The 18,597-nt window shown below is 61.6% G+C and carries 22 protein-coding genes; 10 read left to right on the top strand and 12 right to left on the bottom strand.

From position 1 onward, the window contains the following. Positions 1–90: 90 nt before the first annotated feature. The gene (locus tag CQ019_RS12150; protein ID WP_105553580.1) at positions 91–1,059 is read right to left on the bottom strand and encodes a universal stress protein; all 969 of its coding nucleotides are present in this window, start codon (positions 1,057–1,059) and stop codon (positions 91–93) included. Between the two features lie 170 nt (positions 1,060–1,229). On the opposite strand from CQ019_RS12150, the gene CQ019_RS12155 reads away from it, so the two are divergent. Next, positions 1,230–2,678 carry an NCS2 family permease gene (locus CQ019_RS12155; protein ID WP_105553581.1) on the top strand — a complete coding sequence of 483 codons (1,449 nt, stop codon included), beginning with the start codon at positions 1,230–1,232 and terminating at the stop codon, positions 2,676–2,678. A gap of 69 nt (positions 2,679–2,747) precedes the next feature. Here CQ019_RS12155 and CQ019_RS12160 read toward each other — a convergent pair whose 3' ends face one another. After that, complete coding sequence (locus CQ019_RS12160) at positions 2,748–3,320, bottom strand: dihydrofolate reductase family protein (RefSeq protein ID WP_105553582.1); 573 nt, start codon at positions 3,318–3,320, stop codon at positions 2,748–2,750. Positions 3,321–3,531: 211 nt separating this feature from the next. Between CQ019_RS12160 and CQ019_RS12165 the strand changes: the two genes are divergently transcribed. Further along, on the top strand, positions 3,532–3,972 hold the full coding sequence (locus CQ019_RS12165; RefSeq protein ID WP_181148452.1) for a DUF2087 domain-containing protein: 441 nt from the start codon (positions 3,532–3,534) through the stop codon (positions 3,970–3,972). Here the strand turns inward: CQ019_RS12165 and CQ019_RS12170 are convergent. Both CQ019_RS12170 and CQ019_RS12175 read right to left on the bottom strand, forming a co-directional pair. Then, positions 3,965–4,789 carry a spermidine synthase gene (locus CQ019_RS12170; RefSeq protein WP_258133576.1) on the bottom strand — a complete coding sequence of 275 codons (825 nt, stop codon included), beginning with the start codon at positions 4,787–4,789 and terminating at the stop codon, positions 3,965–3,967. The genes CQ019_RS12165 and CQ019_RS12170 overlap by 8 nt on opposite strands. Further along, complete coding sequence (locus CQ019_RS12175; protein ID WP_105553682.1) at positions 4,782–5,297, bottom strand: GNAT family N-acetyltransferase; 516 nt, start codon at positions 5,295–5,297, stop codon at positions 4,782–4,784. Before CQ019_RS12175 ends, CQ019_RS12170 begins: the two co-directional genes overlap by 8 nt. A gap of 141 nt (positions 5,298–5,438) precedes the next feature. Here CQ019_RS12175 and CQ019_RS12180 point away from each other — a divergent pair, with 141 nt between their 5' ends. After that, positions 5,439–5,816, top strand: a complete 378-nt coding sequence (locus CQ019_RS12180; RefSeq protein WP_105553584.1) for a hypothetical protein — start codon at positions 5,439–5,441, stop codon at positions 5,814–5,816. Here the strand turns inward: CQ019_RS12180 and CQ019_RS12185 are convergent. Further along, complete coding sequence (locus CQ019_RS12185; RefSeq protein WP_105553585.1) at positions 5,813–6,502, bottom strand: O-methyltransferase; 690 nt, start codon at positions 6,500–6,502, stop codon at positions 5,813–5,815. The two genes, CQ019_RS12180 and CQ019_RS12185, sit on opposite strands and share 4 nt — an antisense overlap. A gap of 4 nt (positions 6,503–6,506) precedes the next feature. Next, positions 6,507–6,815: a thiamine-binding protein gene (locus CQ019_RS12190; RefSeq protein ID WP_105553586.1), complete on the bottom strand. Its 309-nt coding sequence runs from the start codon at positions 6,813–6,815 to the stop codon at positions 6,507–6,509. Positions 6,816–6,905: 90 nt separating this feature from the next. Between CQ019_RS12190 and CQ019_RS12195 the strand changes: the two genes are divergently transcribed. After that, on the top strand, positions 6,906–7,355 hold the full coding sequence (locus CQ019_RS12195; protein ID WP_105553587.1) for a MepB family protein: 450 nt from the start codon (positions 6,906–6,908) through the stop codon (positions 7,353–7,355). Between the two features lie 51 nt (positions 7,356–7,406). Here the strand turns inward: CQ019_RS12195 and CQ019_RS12200 are convergent, their stop codons facing one another. Genes CQ019_RS12200 through CQ019_RS12215 form a run of 4 tightly spaced genes read right to left on the bottom strand, consistent with a single transcriptional unit; the run spans position 7,407 to position 9,988 of the window. Next, positions 7,407–7,724: an AzlD domain-containing protein gene (locus tag CQ019_RS12200; protein ID WP_096285839.1), complete on the bottom strand. Its 318-nt coding sequence runs from the start codon at positions 7,722–7,724 to the stop codon at positions 7,407–7,409. Beyond that, on the bottom strand, positions 7,721–8,452 hold the full coding sequence (locus tag CQ019_RS12205) for an AzlC family ABC transporter permease (protein WP_258133577.1): 732 nt from the start codon (positions 8,450–8,452) through the stop codon (positions 7,721–7,723). Before CQ019_RS12205 ends, CQ019_RS12200 begins: the two co-directional genes overlap by 4 nt. Next, positions 8,433–9,122, bottom strand: coding sequence for a hypothetical protein (locus CQ019_RS12210; RefSeq protein WP_105553588.1), 690 nt, complete (start codon positions 9,120–9,122; stop codon positions 8,433–8,435). The genes CQ019_RS12205 and CQ019_RS12210 overlap by 20 nt, the downstream gene beginning before the upstream one ends. Next, on the bottom strand, positions 9,119–9,988 hold the full coding sequence (locus CQ019_RS12215; RefSeq protein WP_181148454.1) for a glycerophosphodiester phosphodiesterase family protein: 870 nt from the start codon (positions 9,986–9,988) through the stop codon (positions 9,119–9,121). The genes CQ019_RS12210 and CQ019_RS12215 overlap by 4 nt, the downstream gene beginning before the upstream one ends. Before the next feature lie 75 nt (positions 9,989–10,063). Between CQ019_RS12215 and CQ019_RS12220 the strand changes: the two genes are divergently transcribed. The 6 genes from CQ019_RS12220 to CQ019_RS18770 all read left to right on the top strand — a co-directional run bounded on the left by CQ019_RS12220 (position 10,064) and on the right by CQ019_RS18770 (position 15,141). Then, entirely contained in the window at positions 10,064–11,320 is a 1,257-nt protein-coding gene (locus CQ019_RS12220) for a DUF445 domain-containing protein (RefSeq protein ID WP_181148456.1), read from the top strand. Positions 11,321–11,500: 180 nt separating this feature from the next. Continuing rightward, on the top strand, positions 11,501–12,394 hold the full coding sequence (locus CQ019_RS12225; protein WP_105569800.1) for a LysR substrate-binding domain-containing protein: 894 nt from the start codon (positions 11,501–11,503) through the stop codon (positions 12,392–12,394). Further along, complete coding sequence (locus tag CQ019_RS12230) at positions 12,391–13,491, top strand: mandelate racemase/muconate lactonizing enzyme family protein (RefSeq protein ID WP_105553592.1); 1,101 nt, start codon at positions 12,391–12,393, stop codon at positions 13,489–13,491. The genes CQ019_RS12225 and CQ019_RS12230 overlap by 4 nt, the downstream gene beginning before the upstream one ends. A gap of 30 nt (positions 13,492–13,521) precedes the next feature. Beyond that, a complete protein-coding gene (locus CQ019_RS12235; RefSeq protein WP_096285854.1) occupies positions 13,522–13,800 on the top strand; it encodes a muconolactone Delta-isomerase family protein in 279 nt (92 codons plus the stop codon). Positions 13,801–13,994: 194 nt separating this feature from the next. Further along, positions 13,995–14,852 carry a catechol 1,2-dioxygenase gene (gene catA / locus CQ019_RS12240; protein ID WP_105553593.1) on the top strand — a complete coding sequence of 286 codons (858 nt, stop codon included), beginning with the start codon at positions 13,995–13,997 and terminating at the stop codon, positions 14,850–14,852. 160 nt (positions 14,853–15,012) lie between these two features. Further along, positions 15,013–15,141, top strand: coding sequence for a hypothetical protein (locus CQ019_RS18770; protein WP_258133578.1), 129 nt, complete (start codon positions 15,013–15,015; stop codon positions 15,139–15,141). A 59-nt stretch (positions 15,142–15,200) separates the two neighbouring features. Here CQ019_RS18770 and CQ019_RS12245 read toward each other — a convergent pair whose 3' ends face one another. Continuing rightward, positions 15,201–15,824, bottom strand: a complete 624-nt coding sequence (locus tag CQ019_RS12245) for a GrpB family protein (protein WP_105569801.1) — start codon at positions 15,822–15,824, stop codon at positions 15,201–15,203. 44 nt (positions 15,825–15,868) lie between these two features. Continuing rightward, positions 15,869–18,550 (bottom strand): LuxR family transcriptional regulator, encoded by a 2,682-nt coding sequence (locus CQ019_RS12250; RefSeq protein WP_105553595.1) that lies wholly within the window; start codon positions 18,548–18,550, stop codon positions 15,869–15,871. Between the last annotated feature and the right edge of the window lie 47 nt (positions 18,551–18,597).

The following is an 18,597-nucleotide window of genomic DNA, read 5'->3' on the forward strand; positions in this document are numbered from 1 at the left end:
GCCCTGCAATGCGCTTAGGGCTAGCGTTTTCAGCGCTACTGAAAAATATGGCCCGGAAGGAATACCTCCTCCCGGGCCATATTGGCCTACCTACTCGGCTCCGGTATCGAAATCCTTTCGGTTGGCCAGCCGTGGATCATCCCCGTCCGGAACTACCATCACCGGGCCCTTGGAGTGGTGCAAGACCCCTTGGCTGGTGGAGCCAAGCAGCATGCCGGCAAAACCACCGCGTCCGCGTGAACCGGTTACCGTGAGGACCGCATGTTCGGACTCGCGAATCAGCACCTCCACCGGCGGCCCGGAGATCACATCGGTTTCGACCTCGAGATTTGGGAAGTGTGATTTGATCCAGCGCCGCCCGACATCCATTTGATAGCGAACGTCCTCAAGCACCGCTTCCTGATCAACGGTGGCGGGCATCCACGCAAGGGCCGCCGAAACCGGCGAGACCGCGCACACCACGCGGAGCCTCAGGTCCCGGGCCAACGCCGCTTCCGCCGCCGCGAGCACCGCCGAGCGCGCGCGCTCCGAACCATCCACGCCGACAACAATCGTCTGGCGCTCCGGCGCATCCTCTAGGGTCTGCTCCTGCTCCTTGGCCATGGACAATGGCACCACCACGGTGGGGCACTTGGCGTGCGCCGGCAAAGCCGAGGAAACCGACCCCAGCAGCCTGCCTACGAAGCCTCCTCGGCCACGAGTGCCGACAACGACGAGCTCGGCATCCGCGCTCAGATCCAGCAGGACCCCAGAGGGATCTCCTGACTCGATGTAAGTGCGAATTGTTGCCTGGCTGCCTTCTAGCTCCGCGCGCGCTTGGCGCACGATGTCCTCGGCTCCGCCACGGATCAAATCGTCATCCAGTGTGGAGTACCCGGCGTCCATGGACGACGCGGCGAAAACGGGAATCGTGTAGGCGGACACGATATTCAGAACGCTGCCACGGCGCACCGCTTCTCGTTCTGCCCAGCGCAAGGCGCACTTGCTCTGCTGGGAACCGTCGGCGCCGACGACAATACCCTCGATTTTTTCAGTTTCGACTGGTGCTTCGTCACTCATCAGACTCGCTCCTCATTGACCTGTGATGGCATGGGGTGTGACCCCCCTTACAACCAATGTACTTCCAATCTTCGCCCACAGTGTGAGTTGGGTCTAATGATTTCACGCTAAGCCTACTCAGCTATGAGATCGGTATGTATCTATACCCAAAACGTCATAGAATTTTTACCATGCCCTCCACCACCAGAACAGTGTCTGAGACATCCTTCCCGGCGCGTGTTGACCGATACTTCAAAATCTCGGAACGCCGCTCAACTTTTGCAACCGAAGTCCGTGGCGGCATCGCCACCTTCTTCGCGATGAGCTATATCGTTGTGCTCAACCCGCTAGTGCTTTCCGGAGCCGACGCGTCCGGCGGCGAACTCGGAATCCAGCGCGTAGCTGCTGTCACCGCATTCGTTGCAGGTATCCTGACCATTTTGATGGGCATCTGGGCTCGCCACCCATTCGCGATGGCCACCGGGCTGGGCGTAAATGCCTTTGTTGCGATTACCGTGGCGACGAATCCGGAGCTTACCTGGCCAGATGTCATGGGGTTGGTGGTCGTCGCAGGTATCGTCATGTTCCTGTTGGTCCTCACCGGCTTTAGAACCGCCGTGTTCCGTGCCGTTCCGGCGGGCCTGAAAACGGCAATCGTGGTCGGCATCGGCATGTTCATCGCGCTGATCGGCTTGGTCAACGCTGGCTTCGTGCAGCGTATCCCCGATGCTGCGAATACCACCGTGCCGGTGGGCCTGGGGTTTGACGGCAAGCTGATGGGCTGGCCAATCGTGGTCTTTGTGGTCGGTTTGCTGCTGACCATGGCGTTGGTAGTGCGCAAGGTCAAGGGCGCTATCCTCATCGGAATCGTCGCCGCAGCAGCTTTGGCAAATATCTTCGAAGCCGTGTTCAACATCGGAGAGAAGGAGACGAGCACCTGGTCTTTGGTCGTCCCTTCGCTGCCAAGCTGGACGCTGCCGGATTTGAGCCTCATCGGCCAGGTCAATCTCTTTGGATCATTTGAAAAGCTTGGCGTCACGGCGGCTTCATTGCTGGCCTTCGTGATTCTGCTGTCGATTTTCTTCGACGCCATGGGCACCATGGTTGGCTTGGCTTCCGAGGCGGGCGTCTTGGATAAAGACGGAAATATCCCGAATGTCGACAAGGTCCTGCTCGTTGATGCGGCCGGTGCCATCGTCGGCGGCGGCACCTCCAGCTCATCGGCCCAGATCTTCGTGGAGTCCGGTGCCGGCATCGGCGAAGGTGCACGTACCGGGCTGGCTTCGGTAGTCACCGGTCTAATGCTCATCGTGGCGATGTTCCTGACTCCGCTGATCCACCTTGTCCCTTTCGAAGCGGTCGCGCCCGCTTTAGTCGTTGTGGGCTTCATGATGGTTTCGCAGGTCTCGAAAATTGACTGGAATGATTGGGGCATTGCCCTGCCCGCGTTCCTGACCTTCACCCTGATGCCGTTCACCTTCTCCATCGCCAACGGCATCGGAGCTGGCTTCATCTCCTACGTGTTCATCCGAGCCGCGCAGGGCCGCGCGAAGGAGATCCACCCGTTGATGTGGGTTGTCGCTGCCGCCTTTGTGCTGTTCTTCGGCATCGGACTGATTGAGAATCTCATCGGAATGTAACCGAGGCAGAAGCAGCGCCGGCTCGGCATCGTATCCCTACGGTGCCGAGCCGGCGCTATTTAAAGCCACTCAGCGCGGGATCGGGCGTGGGGCGTAGATGAGTTCCTGCGTATGCCCATCGAGCAGCGTCGCGGATATCAGTTCAAGATCAAAATCGCCAAACCCCTCAAAGATGCGCTCGCGTCCGGTAATTCCGGTAATCACCGGGTAGAGCGTGAGCTGCAGAAAATCCACTAGTCCCGCACCCATCAGCGCCCGGTTCATCGACAGGCTGCCATGCGAGCGGAGCGGCATGGTTGATTCATTCTTCAACCTGCGCACCACATCGACGGCATCCGCGGATTCAAGCGTGCTGTTTTTCCAGCTCAGGTCGGTTTCGGCGTTCAGCGTAGAGGAGATGACAATTTTGGGTTGGGCCGACATTTTGGCAACCCACTCGTCCGGGTCTGCCCAATCCTCCAGCATAGACGACATCATCGTGTAGGTGGTGGCACCGAAAACCATGAGCGTCGGCCGGTCGTACAGGCGGCTGCGGTGTGCAAGGAGTTCGGGACCTTGCTTGCCCCAGTATCCTTCCCAGGGTTCGGTCGCGGCGGCAAACCCGTCGAGCGAACTGAAAACGTCAAACGTATAGGTCATCATGACCGCCCCTTAGCTGAGTCGACCATGCGTGGCACCTGTTCCGGCACCGACGGGCCGAGAGCACTCACCTTAGTCCTCTGCAGTCCAAAGAACAACGCCTGCGCACCCGTTGGGTAGCATGTGGGCTATGGCAGTTAGGCGCAGACGGAGGATGAGGATGTCTCAAGGTAATAAATGGATTGAGATCGCCGCAGGGTTGAAGAATCAGGCTATGCGAACCGCATTGGGTCTGGTCCTCGCCGGTGCGCAAGAGCAGCTCAGCGACTCGGCCCAGAGCCGCAAGGACTTGCAGCGCTGGGCCAAGATCGGATTGCTCACCTCGCATGAAGGCCGCTGGCAGCTGAACGATGAGCTGCTGGAGGAAACCCTCGCCGCGGCAGCAGCGTCCAGCACCCAGCGCGCTGGGGTCATGCGCTACTTCACCGGCCCACGGCTGAATGCCTTGCCCGCACGTCCGGCGGACCGCCTTGAAGTCATGCTCCATATCCGCGACCACGTGCTCTTCACCGGAGAATCCCTACGCGAAGATCAGCTCAACGAGCGGTTGCGGGTGATCCACGAAGACGTGGCGCTGCTACGCCGCTATCTGGTGGACCATGAGCTGGTCCACCGCGATCTCGACGGAAGCCACTACCGCCTGCCGGCTAAATAATCGGTGCGGCTCCGGCGGCGAAGCGCGCCACCGCTGGACCCGAAACAAGTTGCGCCGGCAATGGAGCGGTGCGCAGATTCTTTTCGAAACTTGCCCCGAGAGCCAACGGTTCATCGCTGGCGAGGAAAACGATATTGCCGTACCGCCGGCCCTTGAACATCGGCGGGTCGGCAATCATTGCCACGTGCGCAAAGACCGAAAGCAAGGTGGCTGCCTCGGCTCGGGCGCCTGCCAGATCAGCCGAGTCGCCACAGTTCAGCAGGTACACGCCTCCTTGGTCCAGCACGCGTTGGGCCTGCTTGGCGTAGCCGATGGTGGTCAGCTCGCGCGGGGTTGTACTACCGGCGAACACATCGCGAATGATGACGTCGCGGCTGTCGTCGCTGAGCGTCGGAAGCACCTGCCCGGCATCACCCACACGCAATCGCACCAGCGGGGCGCGAGGCACCTCGAAACGGGTGCGCACCAGCTCGGCGAGCTTCGCATCGAGTTCCACCACGACTTGGCGAGCATTCTCGTAGGCGGCGGCCACCCAGCGAGCCATCGAGCAACCGCCACCACCAAGGTGCAGCACGCGCAGCTTGCGAGCACGTCCGTCGAATTGTTCGGCGGGGAATCCGAAGGTGAAGACGGGTTCCATCCAGCGCATGTATTCGAAGTCCAAATAACCTGGATCATCGAGGTCTATATGCGAAGAGGGAACACCATTGACTTTGAGGATGAAGCGATTCGCCCCATAGGGGTCCGGTTCGATCTCGGCCAAACCGGTATCGATCTCGTAGCTTCCAAGCATGACGTTGCTATCGGTCTTAGCCATGTCGGCGCACCATCCGAACCTCACGCAGTCCGGCCCAAGAGCCAACGAGCTCTTCGGAAGTTCCGTCCGGGACGAATCCATGCTTGCTGTAGAAAGCGACTGCTCGCTCATTTCCCGCCAGTACCCAGACCAGAGCGTCACGCTGGCCAAGCACGGTGTCCATTAGATGGGCGCCGAGTCCACCGCCGTAGTACTCTTCCAGCACGTAGAGCACGCCTAGTTCGATATCGACCCCGGTGTCCTGATCTTCTTCAATGGTTGGAGTGCCACCGGCTAAGCCAATAATCTTTCCGTCGCCGGACTCGGCGATCCAGAATTGGGCTCCCCCGGCCAACCCACGTTCCCACCAGGCCAGCTGCTGCTCGAGCTGCGCTTCGTGGTAGGCGAAGAACTCTTCGTCGCGGAAGCCCGAATAGGCTTGGCGCCAGGCCAGCAACTTCATTTCAAGGGCCGCCCGCAAATCTTGTTCTTGGGCTAGTCGGATTCGATACTCGTTCAAAAGTGACACATACATACATTACGTCAGCGAGGCCCCCTGCGTCGCTAAGCACCACTACCCTCCTACTTAAGGACTATTGCTTGTGGCCGTGGAGTTTGAAAAACTGCCTAGATAGTTACTTAAAATGCTGTAGCGAAAGGGTGGTCACTGGTGGATCGGAACGAAAAGTTCGCGAACTTTACCGGCGGTGTCGTGACAGGCCTAACGCTGGTCGTCTGCCTGTCGCCGACGTTTTGGATCATCTGCTTCGGATCACTGCTTTTGATTATCAGTTTCAGCCTGCTGGCCAGGTTTGAAGGCATCTGGGGACCAACCACTGCCAAGCACTGGTACTACATTCTTCCGATGATCCTTGCTCCAACGATCGGGGGGCTGCTACGCGAAACGGGTTACGCATTATGGCTCGGGGCCATCGTCGCGGTGCTCGGCGGTTTTGCGACAAACTTGCTCGTTCGGCGTTTCCCGCCGTTCAAGATTCCGGCGTCTTCGGTGGCGAGCCAGTATTCCACCAGCTCGCTCTCTGGCTAGATCACCCGAGCAATGGCAAATCCGTCCCAGCCCTTGGTCCCAACGGTCTGCAGCGCGGTTGCCGAGACCCGTGGTGAATCGCGCAGCCACCTGAGCCCCTCTTGCACGCCCCGCACATCAGCCTCGTTGGCCCCGTGCTCGGCCGCGTCGTCAAGCACCGCACCACCGCGAATGACGTTATCGAGGATCAGCACCGTCCCGGGACGCGAGAGTTCTAGGGCAAGTTCCAAGTAGCGCACGTTATTGCGTTTATCTGCGTCGATGAAGACCAGTTCAAATGGCGCAGTTCCCGCGGCGATCAGATTCTCAAGCGATCCCTTGGCTGCGCCAAGTTTGATCTCAACGCGCTCCGAAAGTCCGGCACGTTGCAAATTCTCACGGGCAATGGAAGCATGCAGGGGCTCAAATTCGCAAGAGATCACCTGCCCGCGCTCACCCACCCCACGAGCTAGCCAGCTCGTTGAATACCCGCCCAGCGTGCCGACCTCAAGCACACGCCGAGCACCGACTATCTCGGCCATCAGCTGCAGGAACTTGCCCTGAGCGGTGCTGACCTCGATTCGAGGCAAACCTGAGTCATGCGCATGTTCTCTACCGGCCTCAAGTTCTGGGATTTCGAGCCCCAGTGCCTCGTTGAGGTAGGTGTCGACCTCCACGCTCTCACGTTCTGCAGAATGGCGGATCATCTCATTACTCCTCGCTGGATTCGATCGCCTGCTCTAGGCGCCGGACTTTTCCGTCCAATTCACCCGTATACCCCGGGCGAATATCTGCCTTGAGCACCAGCGAAACTCGAGATCCGTATTTGCTTACGGCCATGGTGGCGTCTTTGACGACAGCCATGACTTCGTCCCATTCGCCTTCGATTTCGGTGAACATCGAACTGGTGCGGTTCGGAAGCCCGGAGGCGCGAACTATGCGCACCGCTTCGGCTACGGCGTCATGAACCGAGGCATCGGCGTTGTCGGTACTTGGGGCAACTGAAAAAGCTACGATCATGTCTCTACTCTCCCACCGACGCTCGAGCTTGTCACGACGTTGTTGCGGTTACCCGCGCGGGGATGCCGGCACACGCCTAAAATGAGATTCATGGATTTCAGCGCCTTCTCTCGATACGCAGCACTTGGCTTAGCACCGGACGCGGACCCTCTGCTGGTTCGGGCAGAAGAGCAAAACAGCGACTACGAATCAGGGCTGGTCTCGTTCGGCGGCCGGCGGTGGAGGATCCGCACGGCCCGCATCACCGATACCAAACCTGGAGCGTTCCTCGCTTGCTGGACTCGAAACGCCGACGGACGCACCGAACCTTTTAGCTCGGACGAACAGATTTCAGGACTTCTGGTTTTTGTGCAAGACGCCGAGCGTTTCGGGGTCTTCCGGTTCACCGCCGAACTGTTGCGCAGTCTTGGTATCACCAGCTCGGAAGCGAAGCCCGGCAAACGCGGATTTCGGGTTTACCCCAGCTGGTGCACCGAGTTGAATCCGCAGGCGCAACGCACTCAGCGAGCCCAAGCTGCGGCTTTTAGCGTACTTGGCTAAGCGTCCTGGCTTCGGGCCACCGCGGACCTCGGCGAGCGCCTACCGGACCGCTTAGGCAGCCAGTCCGGTGGCGCGCAGTGCGACCGCAGCCAAGGCGCCAACGAGCACCACCACGAGGTATGGGGCTTTGAAGACTAGCGCGATCGTTGCCGCGGCCAGCGCACCGATACGCGCGTCAATGACAAGTTCCTGCCCGCTGGTCACCGCGTTCATGGTGACCAGCGAGGCCAGCAGGGCGACGGTGAGGGTTGCTGCCACATGGCTCATCAACGGAGAATCAAGTACTTTTCGCGGCACAAAATAGCCGCAGATCTTCAGCGCGAAGGCCGCCGCGCAGGCGCCGAGCAGCCACCAGCTCAATTCGCTCATGACTTCTCCTGATCTACTTGCTGCAGGTCTCCGTGTTCGGTCGCCGGTTCGGCGCGGCGCCCGGTGAGCACCGCAAACGCCACCGCGCAGCCGGCGGTGATCAAAATTGGCACACCGGGAACCGTCAGCGGCACGGCAAACGCGGTGACCACGGCCGCGGCGAAGGCGACGATAATCGGCTGGGCGGATTTCAGCCGCGGCCACAATAGTCCGAGGAACGCCGCCACCGCGGCTCCGTCGAGCCCCCACGCTGCCGGATCCCCCATCCGTTCGCCGAGCAAGGCGCCAACGAGCGTAAACAGGTTCCAGAGCGCATACACGCCGAGCCCGGCGGTCCAGAAACCACGGTGCCGCTCGCTTTGGCTCGCCTGTCCAAGGCTTGTTGCGGTGGACTCGTCGATGGTGACCTGAGCCATCAGCGGAACCATGCGCGCCCCAGGGCGCAGGGCCTGCTTGAGCTGCATCCCGTACACCGCATTGCGCACGCCGAGCAGTGTCGCAGCAGAGAAAGCCGCCGAGGCGGCCCCGCCGCCGGAGATCACCCCGATGAAGGCGAACTGCGACCCGCCGGTGAACATCAGGGCGCTCAACGCCACCGTCTGCCAAAGGTTCAGCCCCGCGGCAATAGCCAGTGCGCCAAAGGAAATCCCGTAGAGGCCTGTCGCAAGCGCGATGGACAGGCCCATCTTGGTGGCCGGGGTCAGCCAGCTAGTCGGCGTGGCGGGCATCGTATCGAATCTTGTAGACACCGCGTTTGACCCGTGCTTGGCCAATTTTTACCTCGTCCAGCTGGTCCACGTGTTGCACATGGGTTCCACCGCACGGTTCGCTGTTCACTCCGGCGATGCTAACCGTACGGTGGCCCTGCTCGTCGATCAGGGTGCTGATTTCGCCACCTTGCGAAATCAGCTCATCCACCCGCTGTTGCAGCCAGGCTTCCGCCGCTGCCCGCTCGGTTTCGTCGCCCAGCGGCAAGTCCACGCTGGAGGGGTCAAAATCCAGGCGTGACTGTCCCTGGAAGTGCGAGTGGCCGCGGTGTTCCCAACCGCGCTCTTCCCCCGCAAAACCAAGAATGTGCCCCGCGGTGTGCAAGGCCGCATTGCTGCGCCGGTTCTCGGCGGCGATGCTCGACGTGACCGTTTCCCCTGCGGCATGGTCTCCTGCGCCGTAGAGAATCACCATTCCGCTTGCCGAGCGGCCCACATCGACCCCAACGCCGTTGACCGAGCCGCGGTCCTCCGGCTGCCCGCCGCCGCGCGGGTGGAAGATATTGGGGCTCAGCGCAATCCAGTCCCCCGTCTCGTCGCTGCCCGTGGCGATGACCGTGGCTTGGGCGGTGAAGACGTAGGAGTCGTGGAGATACAGGTTATGCTGCGTAGCGGTTGTTTCGGTGCTCATGATTGCTCTAGTTCCTGCCGGAGTTCTGCCGGGCGGTTGCTGGTAATTTGGGTGACGCCCATGTTGATCAGGTACTGCGCGTCGGCGGGGCGGTCAACCGTCCAGATCCGGGCGGTCAATCCACGCTCCAGCCACCCGTGCACCAACGGCTCGTTGGCTCGGACCCAGGCGATGCCAGGGCCAATAATACCGGCGCCACCGGCGTCGATGAGTTCGATGCCCTCGGCCACCGAACGGCGCATGACCTCATAGACTGCCGCGCGTCCGGTCTGCCCGCCGGCCATCAGCTCGGTGACGTATTGCGGATCGATCTCGGTCATCAGCTGGCAGAGCTGTGCACGGTTGACCGTGCGCGAGAGGAACCGGAGGCAGTCCGGCTCGAAGCTCATCAGCGTCACCTGGATCTGCCCCCTCCGACCGGCTTTGCCGGTTTGCGGATCGAACCCAAAGGCGGCAAGCACCTTCAGCGTTTCCTCCTCCAGCAGGTGTCCAAAGGGGCTCGGATGCTTGAGCTCTACGGCCAGCCCGATGCCGATGCCGCGTTCGTCGATGAGCTCAAGGAGTTCGCCAAGGCTCAGCAGCTGTTCATTTTCTGCCCCATACTCCGCGGGAACCGCTACCGGCAGGTAGGAGGAAAAGTCCATGGATCGCAGTTCGCCAAGCGAGTATCCGGCCACATCTCCGGTGGTATCCGAGGTGCGGTCCACGGTCGGATCGTGGTGGCAGACCACTACACCATCCCGGCTCAGATGCACGTCGCATTCGATGCCGTCAGCTCCCTCATCCATCGCCTGCAGATAGGCGGCACGGGTATTTTCGGCATATCTGTGCGAACTGCCGCGATGAGCGTAAAAGAACGTGTCCATAACTCCTACGCTACTGGTTTGCCGCTGTCGCATACGTGATTAATGCCGTGCCGCGCACTGGGTAAAGTGGGGCGCATGCCAGAACTTCTCGATCAGCGCGCCGAAGACCTACGAGGGATGAAACGAGTAGCTACCCTGCTCTTCTTGTTGATGTGCGCCCTGTTCATCATCAGCGTGCTGTTCCAGGAGCTTGTCCCCGGGCTTAGCTACCTGAAGGCGGCCGCAGAGGGCGGCATGGTGGGCGCCGTCGCCGATTGGTTTGCGGTGACCGCGCTTTTCCGGCATCCCCTCGGCCTGAAGATCCCGCATACCAACTTGATTCAACGGAAGAAGGCCGAGCTGGGCGCCTCGCTAGGCGACTTCGTCCAGCAAAATTTCCTCACTCCGGAGGTCATCTCAGCCAAATTGCGCCAGGCGGATCTGGGCCTGCGCGCGGGCGGATACCTCTCCAGCGGCAAGGGGGCCGAAGCCACGACGGCACAGGTTTCCGCCGCGGCGATCGGTGCCTTGAAGTCCTTGGACGATGAGCAGGTGCTCACGGTGCTGCAGGTGCTGGCCACCGATTACATGGTCGCTCCCGAATGGTCCACGACCTTAGGCACGCTCGGCCAGAAACTCATAGACGACGGGCACCATGAGGCCGCGGTCGAATTGCTCGCGGAGCGGGCAGGTTCCTGGGTGGCGGAGCATCCGGAGGTTTTCCTCGAGGTAGTTTCCGGGCGCTCCCCCTCATGGGTTCCGCGTTTGGTCGACGAGATGCTGGCGCAAAAGGTTCATCAGGAATTGCGTGGATTGCTTTTCGCGGTGGCCGGAAATAAGCGCCATCCGCTGCGGCTGGCGCTCACCGGCTGGTTGGCGGAATTCACCGTGGCAATGCAGCACGATCCGGAAACCATCGCCAAGGTTGAGGGATTCAAGCACTCGCTGCTCGGCGATCAACAGCTGCGTGAGCTGGCAATACGTGGCTGGGCTTCGCTGAAGGCCGGGCTGATCGGTTCCCTGCAGGACCCGGCCTCGCCCTTGCGCACCGCGCTCCGTTCGGCGATCGCCACCTTTGGCGAGCGGCTGCAAAGCGATACGCTGCTGCGCGCAAATTTGGAGGGCCGGGCCATCGATGGCGTTGCCGCGCTAGTTGCACGGCATGGGGCGGCGCTGGCCGGATTGGTCAGCGACACGGTCCAGGCTTGGGATCCTGCCGAGGCCAGCGAGAAACTCGAGCTGCAGGTGGGCCGGGATCTGCAGTTCATTCGAATCAACGGAACCGTGATCGGTGCGCTGGCCGGGGTGGTCATTTTCTCTGCCGGAGAGCTGATTTTGGCTTTTTCAAGCTGACCTGCCAATTCTTCCGTTCGTCACACGCATCGATGCATCTTTCCATCGGGTCGACGAGAGATTAGTATTCAAGCAGTCTCAATAACTGTTGAATAAGTATTTCTCACTATCGAACCGGCTGGCTAGAGTTGCCATGAACGTCGCTACAGCCTTCAGCGCGGATCGACGATCGGAGCATCCATGGAAACCAGACTTTTACGCTACTTCGTCGCAGTTGCCGAAGAACGCCATTTCGGCCGCGCTGCCGAACGGCTGCATATGGCCCAGCCCCCGCTCTCGCAGCAGATCAAGCAGCTCGAAGAGCAACTGGGGACCCAGCTTTTCATCCGCACCACCCGCAAGGTGGATCTCACCCCTGCCGGAGAGCTCCTGCTCACCCGCGCCCGGGCGCTGCTCGAAGAGCACCAGCAGCTGGCTCGTGACGTGCGCACCGTGGGCGCCGGGGCCAGCGGCGTGTTGCGCTTGGGCTCCACCGGCAGCGCCACCTACCGCATCATGCCGCAGGTCATTGCCGCGACCAGCGAGCACATGCCGGGGCTGCAGTTGAACGTCCAGGGGGAAATGCTCACCCCGGAAATGGAAGAAGCCCTCGCCGAAGGCCGGCTCGATATCGCGATCCTGCGCCCTCCTGTGCACAACGAGGAGGTCGAATACTCCCTTTTGGAGAAGGACCTGCTCGCCGTCGCCCTGCCGGCCGGGCACCGGCTGGCTTCGCACGAAGAGATCGATATCGCCGAACTGCGCACCGAGGACTTCATCTGCTATCCCACCGCTTCGGCGGTCAACACCATCTTCGTTGAGACCTGCCGCAATGCCGGGTTCATCCCGCGCACCGCGCAGGTGGCCCGCGAAACCTCGACCTTGCTCACTTTCATCGCGGCGGGCCTGGGAATCGGCATGGTTCCGACCTCCAATTACCTGCCGCACAGTGAACGGATCGTCTTCCGTCCGCTGTGCAACGCACCGGCCGTGGATCTTGCGGTGGCGTGGAAGGCCGGCAATCAGGCGCCCCTGGTCCAGAACTTCTTGAAACTTTGCACCGCCTTGACCTCCGTGGAAGGAAATTCCGAATGAAAATTGCGCGCATCGAAGCGATTCCCTACGCAATCCCCTATACCCATCCCTTGCGTTTCGCCAGCGGCGAGGTACATACGGCGGACCACGTGCTGGTTCGCGTGCACACCGACGAGGGGATCATCGGCACCGCCGACGCGCCGCCTCGCCCGTATACCTACGGTGAAACCCAGACCTCGATCCGAACTATCGTGCAGGACATCTTCGGCCCCCAGGTGATCGGGTTGGACATCTTCGACCGGGAAAAGATCCGCCAGGTCATGGAGCGCACCATCCACAATCAGGTGGCCAAGGGCGCGCTGGACATCGCCATCTGGGACGCCATCGGCCAGGCCGCCAATACCCCGGTGCACAAGCTCCTGGGCGGCTTCACCGATTCGATGCGGGTCTCGCACATGCTTGGTTTCCGCCCGGCCCAGGATTTGCTCGACGAAGCGCTGCGCTTCGGCGAAGAGTACGGAATCACCACCTTCAAGCTCAAGGTGGGGCGACGCCCCTTGGCGCTGGATATCGAGGCTTGCCGGGTTTTGCGCGAGGGCTTGGGCGAAAACGTTGAGATTTACCTCGACGCCAACCGCGGCTGGACCGCCAACGAGGCCATGGAAGTTCTGCGTCAGACCGAGGGGCTCGGGCTGACGATGCTCGAAGAACCTTGCGACGCCAAGGAAGCCATGAGCCGGCGCCGCCTCGTCGAGCACTCCCCGATCCCGATTGTCGCCGATGAATCGGTGCCAACCGCCGGTGATGTCTCGCGCGAGCTGCTCTCTGGCGGCGCCAATGCGATCTGCATCAAAACCGCACGCTCGGGCTTCACCGAAGCCACCGAGATCCTGGGCCTGTGCACCGGGTTGGGCGTGGACGTCACCATGGGCAACCAGATAGATACGCAGGTCGGTTCGCTGGCCACCGTCACCTTCGGCGCCGCCCACCAAGCGACCACCCGCAAGGCCGGCGAGCTGTCAAACTTCCTGGACATGACCGATGACCTGCTTGCCGATCCGCTGGTTATCAAGGATGGCCGCATTTCGGTGCGCAACGTTCCAGGCGTCGGTGCCGCCATCGACGAAACCAAGCTGGCGCACTACCGCCAGGACTAGCAGTACCCCACCCGATTTTTAGGAGAACCCATGTTGTTCCTTGCACGTATGGACGTAACTTTCCCGGCATACCTCACGGCCGAAGAAGTCACCGACTTCCAGGTCCGCGAGAAGGCCTATTCGGCACAGCTGCAGCAAAGCGGCAAGATGCAAGGCCTGTGGCGCATCGTCGGAGAGTACGCGAACCACTCGCTGTTCAACGTCGAGTCAAATGACGAGCTTCACCAGATCCTCAGCGGCTTCCCGATGTACGCGCACATGAAAATCAAGGTCACTCCGCTGGCTAAACACCCGAATTCACTGAGCTAGAGGCTTTTTGAGAGCCTACCGCCGGCCCGTACGCCAGCTCACAAGTATTGATAGGCAAACAGTCTCAGTGTGCGGGAAATAAGTATTTTACTCGCTATAGACCCTGCACTACATTGAATATCAATCGCACAGGATGATGGGGGTCACAATATGAATCCCCAGCAGCCACACCACACAAAGACAAGGGAGTCATCATGACCGCCGAAACTCCAGCAGACGCAACAGCAGCCAAGTCAGGCAATGCCGCTACCGACAGCTTCCGCAGCTCCGGCAAGCTCGCCGCGATCGAGACGTCCGTTGAGCGCGTGAACCTCTTGGCGAGCAAGCTAGTCAAGGCCGCAAACGACATCATCCTCGAAGAGCGCGTGAGCTACGACGAGTTCAACGCCCTCAAGGCTTGGCTGATCAAGGTCGGCGACGATGGCGAATGGCCGCTGTTCCTGGACGTGTGGCTGGAGCACTCGGTGGAAGAGGTCGCTACCGACCACCGCGAAGGCAACAAGGGTTCCATCGAGGGACCTTACTACGTGCCAAATGCACCGGAGCAGGCTTCCCCTGCCACCATCGCGATGCGCGAAGACGAGAAGGGCACCAGCCTGCTCTTCCAGGGCCAGGTCCGCTCCACCGACGGCAGCGCGCTGAAGAACGCGAAGATCGAGCTGTGGCACGCAGATGAAGAAGGCTTCTACTCGCAGTTCGCTCCAGGCATCCCGGAGTGGAACCTGCGCGGCAGCTTCATCGCCGATGCGGAAGGCAACTTCCAGATCAACACCATGCAGCCAGCCCCGTACCAGATCCCTACCGATGGCGCCTGCGGCCAGCTGATCGCCGCCGCCGGTTGGCACGCCTGGCGTCCGGCCCACCTGCACCTGAAGGTCTCGGCCGAGGGCCACGAGCTGCTCACCGCGCAGCTGTACTTCCCGGGCGACGCGCACAACGATGACGACATCGCCACCGCGGTGAAGCCAGAATTGATGCTCGACCTGCAGCCAGCGCAGTCCGGCGACGGCAAGCAGGTCACCTACGATTTCGTGCTTGACCCAGTCAAGTAGGTCTTAGCGCCACCTCACGGCGGGGCTCCCGGCAACACTGCTGGGCACCCCGCCGTTGTCGTACAACGAACATTGCGCTTGCCGCCCTGGTCAACGCCTCGGCAGTAGACCGCACGCCTTCGGATCCACCCCTGCAGCAAACGACCCATGGGAGCGCATCATGACTGCCTCAACACTGCTCAACCCTGCCGTAGAATTCCAGTCCGGAACCGTTGCATGGCCCGCTACCGGCACTCGGGAACCCCAGAACCACTGGGCCTGGACCGGCTGGATGCCCGAGAACGACTAAGGATTCTCTGCGGTTGCCGCTCCAGTAGCGCGCACGCACCCGGTGCCCGGTAGCCGCGATTATTGCCCAGGCGGAGCCTCGATGAGCCCCATGGCGATAAACGCCCGTTGGTAGATCTCTCTGATGACCGCTTCCTTGCGTGCGTTGTACTGCATGGAGTGCTCGCCGGCATCCCGTGACAAGTCTGACGCTTTTCGCTTGGCATTGGCGTAGAGTTCCCGATCGCTTGGGTTCGCTCGGAGCCAATCGCGGAAGATCCGATGCTTGATCGTCTCGGGACTGTCAAAGCCGAAAACGTGGAGATTGCAGGCCGGGTCGACGTGGCGCAGGAACCGATGCCCAAACCACCAAGGTTCCCGCACCCGCAGCTCGAAACCCGCGCGCTGAAGCGCGGGAACATACGAACGCTCGTCATTTGGATCGGCCACGATCAGATCAATGTCGATAATTGGCTTGGCCGGGAGTCCGCGTACCGAGGTCGAACCAACATGTTCGATAGCCAATGCCCGCCAGCCAAGGGCCTCCCGGACCCGTTCGGCAAGCAGCTGGAACTGCTCCGGCCAGGCATCGTTCCAATCGGCTATCTCAATCTCCGGTGATGGGCCGGCCCCCGGAAGGTACGCCGATTGCCCGGCAGGAACAGGCGGTTCGTGAAAGGTGACGATGTCGATGAGCTTTGGCATGAAACTATTCTCGCCGATTGCTGCCGTGCCTTGCGACGGGCAACCTAGTGCTCAAAACCCTCGCGAGTCAGCGCGGCAAGTTCGGTCCGCGTGGATACCGCAAGCTTCGCGTAGATTTTTGTCAGGTGATATTGCACCGTCTTGGTGCTGACAAACAGCTCCTCGGCCACTCGGCGGTTGCTTGCGCCCTCGCAGACGAGCTTGGCGACCGCCTGCTCCTGAGCGGTCAGCGTCGACCAGTCCATCGGTTCGCGGCGTGCCATGCCAATGCCGCTCGCCTGCAGTTCGCGGGTGCAGCGTTCAACGTAGACGGTGGCGTCCAGGTGCGTGAAGATCGACAGCGCCCGGGTTAGCGGGGCAACGCAGTCCGCCCGCTTTCCCGCGCGCCGCAAGCACTGCCCGTAGGCAAAATCGATCCGTGCCCGGTGATAGGCGGTGCCAACGCCCTGAAGGCGAAGCAGCGCCTGCTCGAAGACTTCTCGCGCCGCATCGATGTCCCCCAAGGCCGCCAACAGCATGCCGCGCACCCCGAGGAAGGCGCCGATGCCGTTATTGTGCCCGGCCTTCATCGCGGCATCCAGCAAGGGGGCGATGAATTCTTCGGCTTCCTCCAGCCGCTCGCTGCGAATCAGCGCTTCGGCATACATGTCTTGCCAAGTCCAGAAGCCTGGCTCGTCGATACCCTGGCTGCGGTCAAGGCGAAGTATGGGTTCCAGGGCCAGCAGCACTTCCTCGTGATTGGCCTGGGCGCGCGCGGCTTCGGCCCGCGCCATGCGATACGGCACCTCCATCACCTGGTAGCTGCCCACTCGCACCCACGATTTGGCCAGGTGGACCTCGACAAGTTCCGTGTTTCCCCGCAGCGCATGAATCTGCACCGCCGTGTACTGGATCAGCGGTCGCTGCACCTGAATCCCGAAGCGTTCCTGGATCGCTTGCGCCCCACGGACCGTCTCCAGCGCCTGGTCCCAGTCGCCCACGAGGAATTCGGCGCGGGCCAGCCAGGCCTTGGCCCACAACGAGATTCGCAGCGAGCCCTCGCTGAAGTCGGTGGAACTGGCTGCCGCCAGTTCGTGGCGGGCCAGCTCGATCCGCCCGCTTGCCAAATACACCCAGCCGAGGGACATCTCGGCGCGTTGCCGCTGGGCGCCGGTGGGAAGCTTGCCCAGCAACTCGAGCAATGCCCGTTCGCCTTCCTCCCTGCGGCCCATCATCGCCAGGCCAAGGCCCTGGATGGCTGCGCTTTCGATGGCCTGCGGGCTGCCTGCCTGCGCCAGGCGCAGTGATTGTTCGGCCCATTCAAGAATTTTTGCGCCCTCGAGCTGGCACAGGGAATGCAGCACGCGGCGTTGCGAAATAACCGCCATCGTGTCGCCGAGCTGCAGGCGCACCGCACTCTGCCAGGCGCTGGTCAACCAGCGGTTGGCGGTCTGCGCCCGGCCCTGGAGGATGGCAATGTACCCCGAAAGCACGTCGCGTTCGGCGCTGCTTCCCAAACTTGCCAGCTGGTGGGAAAAGGTCAGCGCCCGCGGAATCTCTCCGGCGGCAACCACCGCGTCTACCGCCTTGAGCAGCAATGCCTCGCGTTGCGCGGGCTCAGGTGTCAAATGCATGGCGCGGAAGAACGCGGTTGCGGCCGAGGACCACTCACCGCGCTGCCCCTGGGCCACCGCGTAGGCCTCCAATTCGCGCGAAAGCCCGATATCCGGCAAGAGGCTCGCGTCGGCTCGATGGCCCAATACGACCCCGCGGTCTTCGGCAATCTCGGCAGCTGCCGCGTGCAGCCGAATGCGGGCGCTCAACGGAATCTGATGATAGACGGCCATCTGGGTCAGCTCGCTGTCAAAACCCAGCCGCACCTTGCCGCTATGCCCCTGGGTTCGCGCCAGCGAGGCATCAACAATCTGCTGGATGTAGGCCAGCGGGGAGTCTTCCTTGGCAAGCCTGACAATGAGGTCAATCCGAGCTTGGCGTCCAAGCACCGCGGCCGCCTCAACAAGCCCGCGGGCGCGCGGCTCCAATTCGTCGAGCAGCTGCTTGATATGCAGCGACAATGCTCGCGGCGCCGGCGGCCAACGATCCCACTGTTCCCAGCTTTGTTCCGGGTTTTCCTGTGCCAATTCGAGAACCGCATGCAGATTGCCTTGTGTGTAGCGCATCAGATGCTCGGCCGCCATGGACGGCAGCTCGATTCCCAGCCGGGTAGAGACGATTTCGCGGGCCTGGGCCGCCGTCGGCACGTCAACGTGCAAGACCTTTAGATCGGTGTCGCCCAAGAACTCACGTGTTTCGGCGGGAAGCATCGCGATGTCTTGGTCGCGCAGGACCAGGACGATAAGTACGCGTTCGGTCTGCAACCGGCGCCAGGCGTAGCGCACCGCCTCGAAGCTTGCGGCATCTGCCCATTGCGCATTTTCGATGACCAGCACCCGGGTTTGCTCCTGGTCCGCGCGCAGGTATTCCAGCAACGCGGGGCCAAGATCTTCGCTTGGCCCGGGCTTGCCGCGTTCCAGCAGTGGTCCCAGAGCCGCGCCGGGGTGCCTGGATTCCCAGCGCGAGGCGGTGACTACGGTAACCGAGGCCATGTTGGAACGACGCAGCAGTTGCTTTATCACGGTGCTTTTGCCGCTTCCTTGCGGTCCTTGCAGGACGGCCAGGGCGCTGCGCTGCTGCTGCACTTCACGCAGCAGGTCGGCGAGCGCATCCTGGGCAACTTGTTGGCTCATTTATGCGTTCACCGACCTTTCAGCGTTGCCGAGTTGTTTCTCGATGC

The organism is Arthrobacter sp. MYb229, from assembly GCF_002975405.1.
Lineage (GTDB): Bacteria > Actinomycetota > Actinomycetes > Actinomycetales > Micrococcaceae > Glutamicibacter.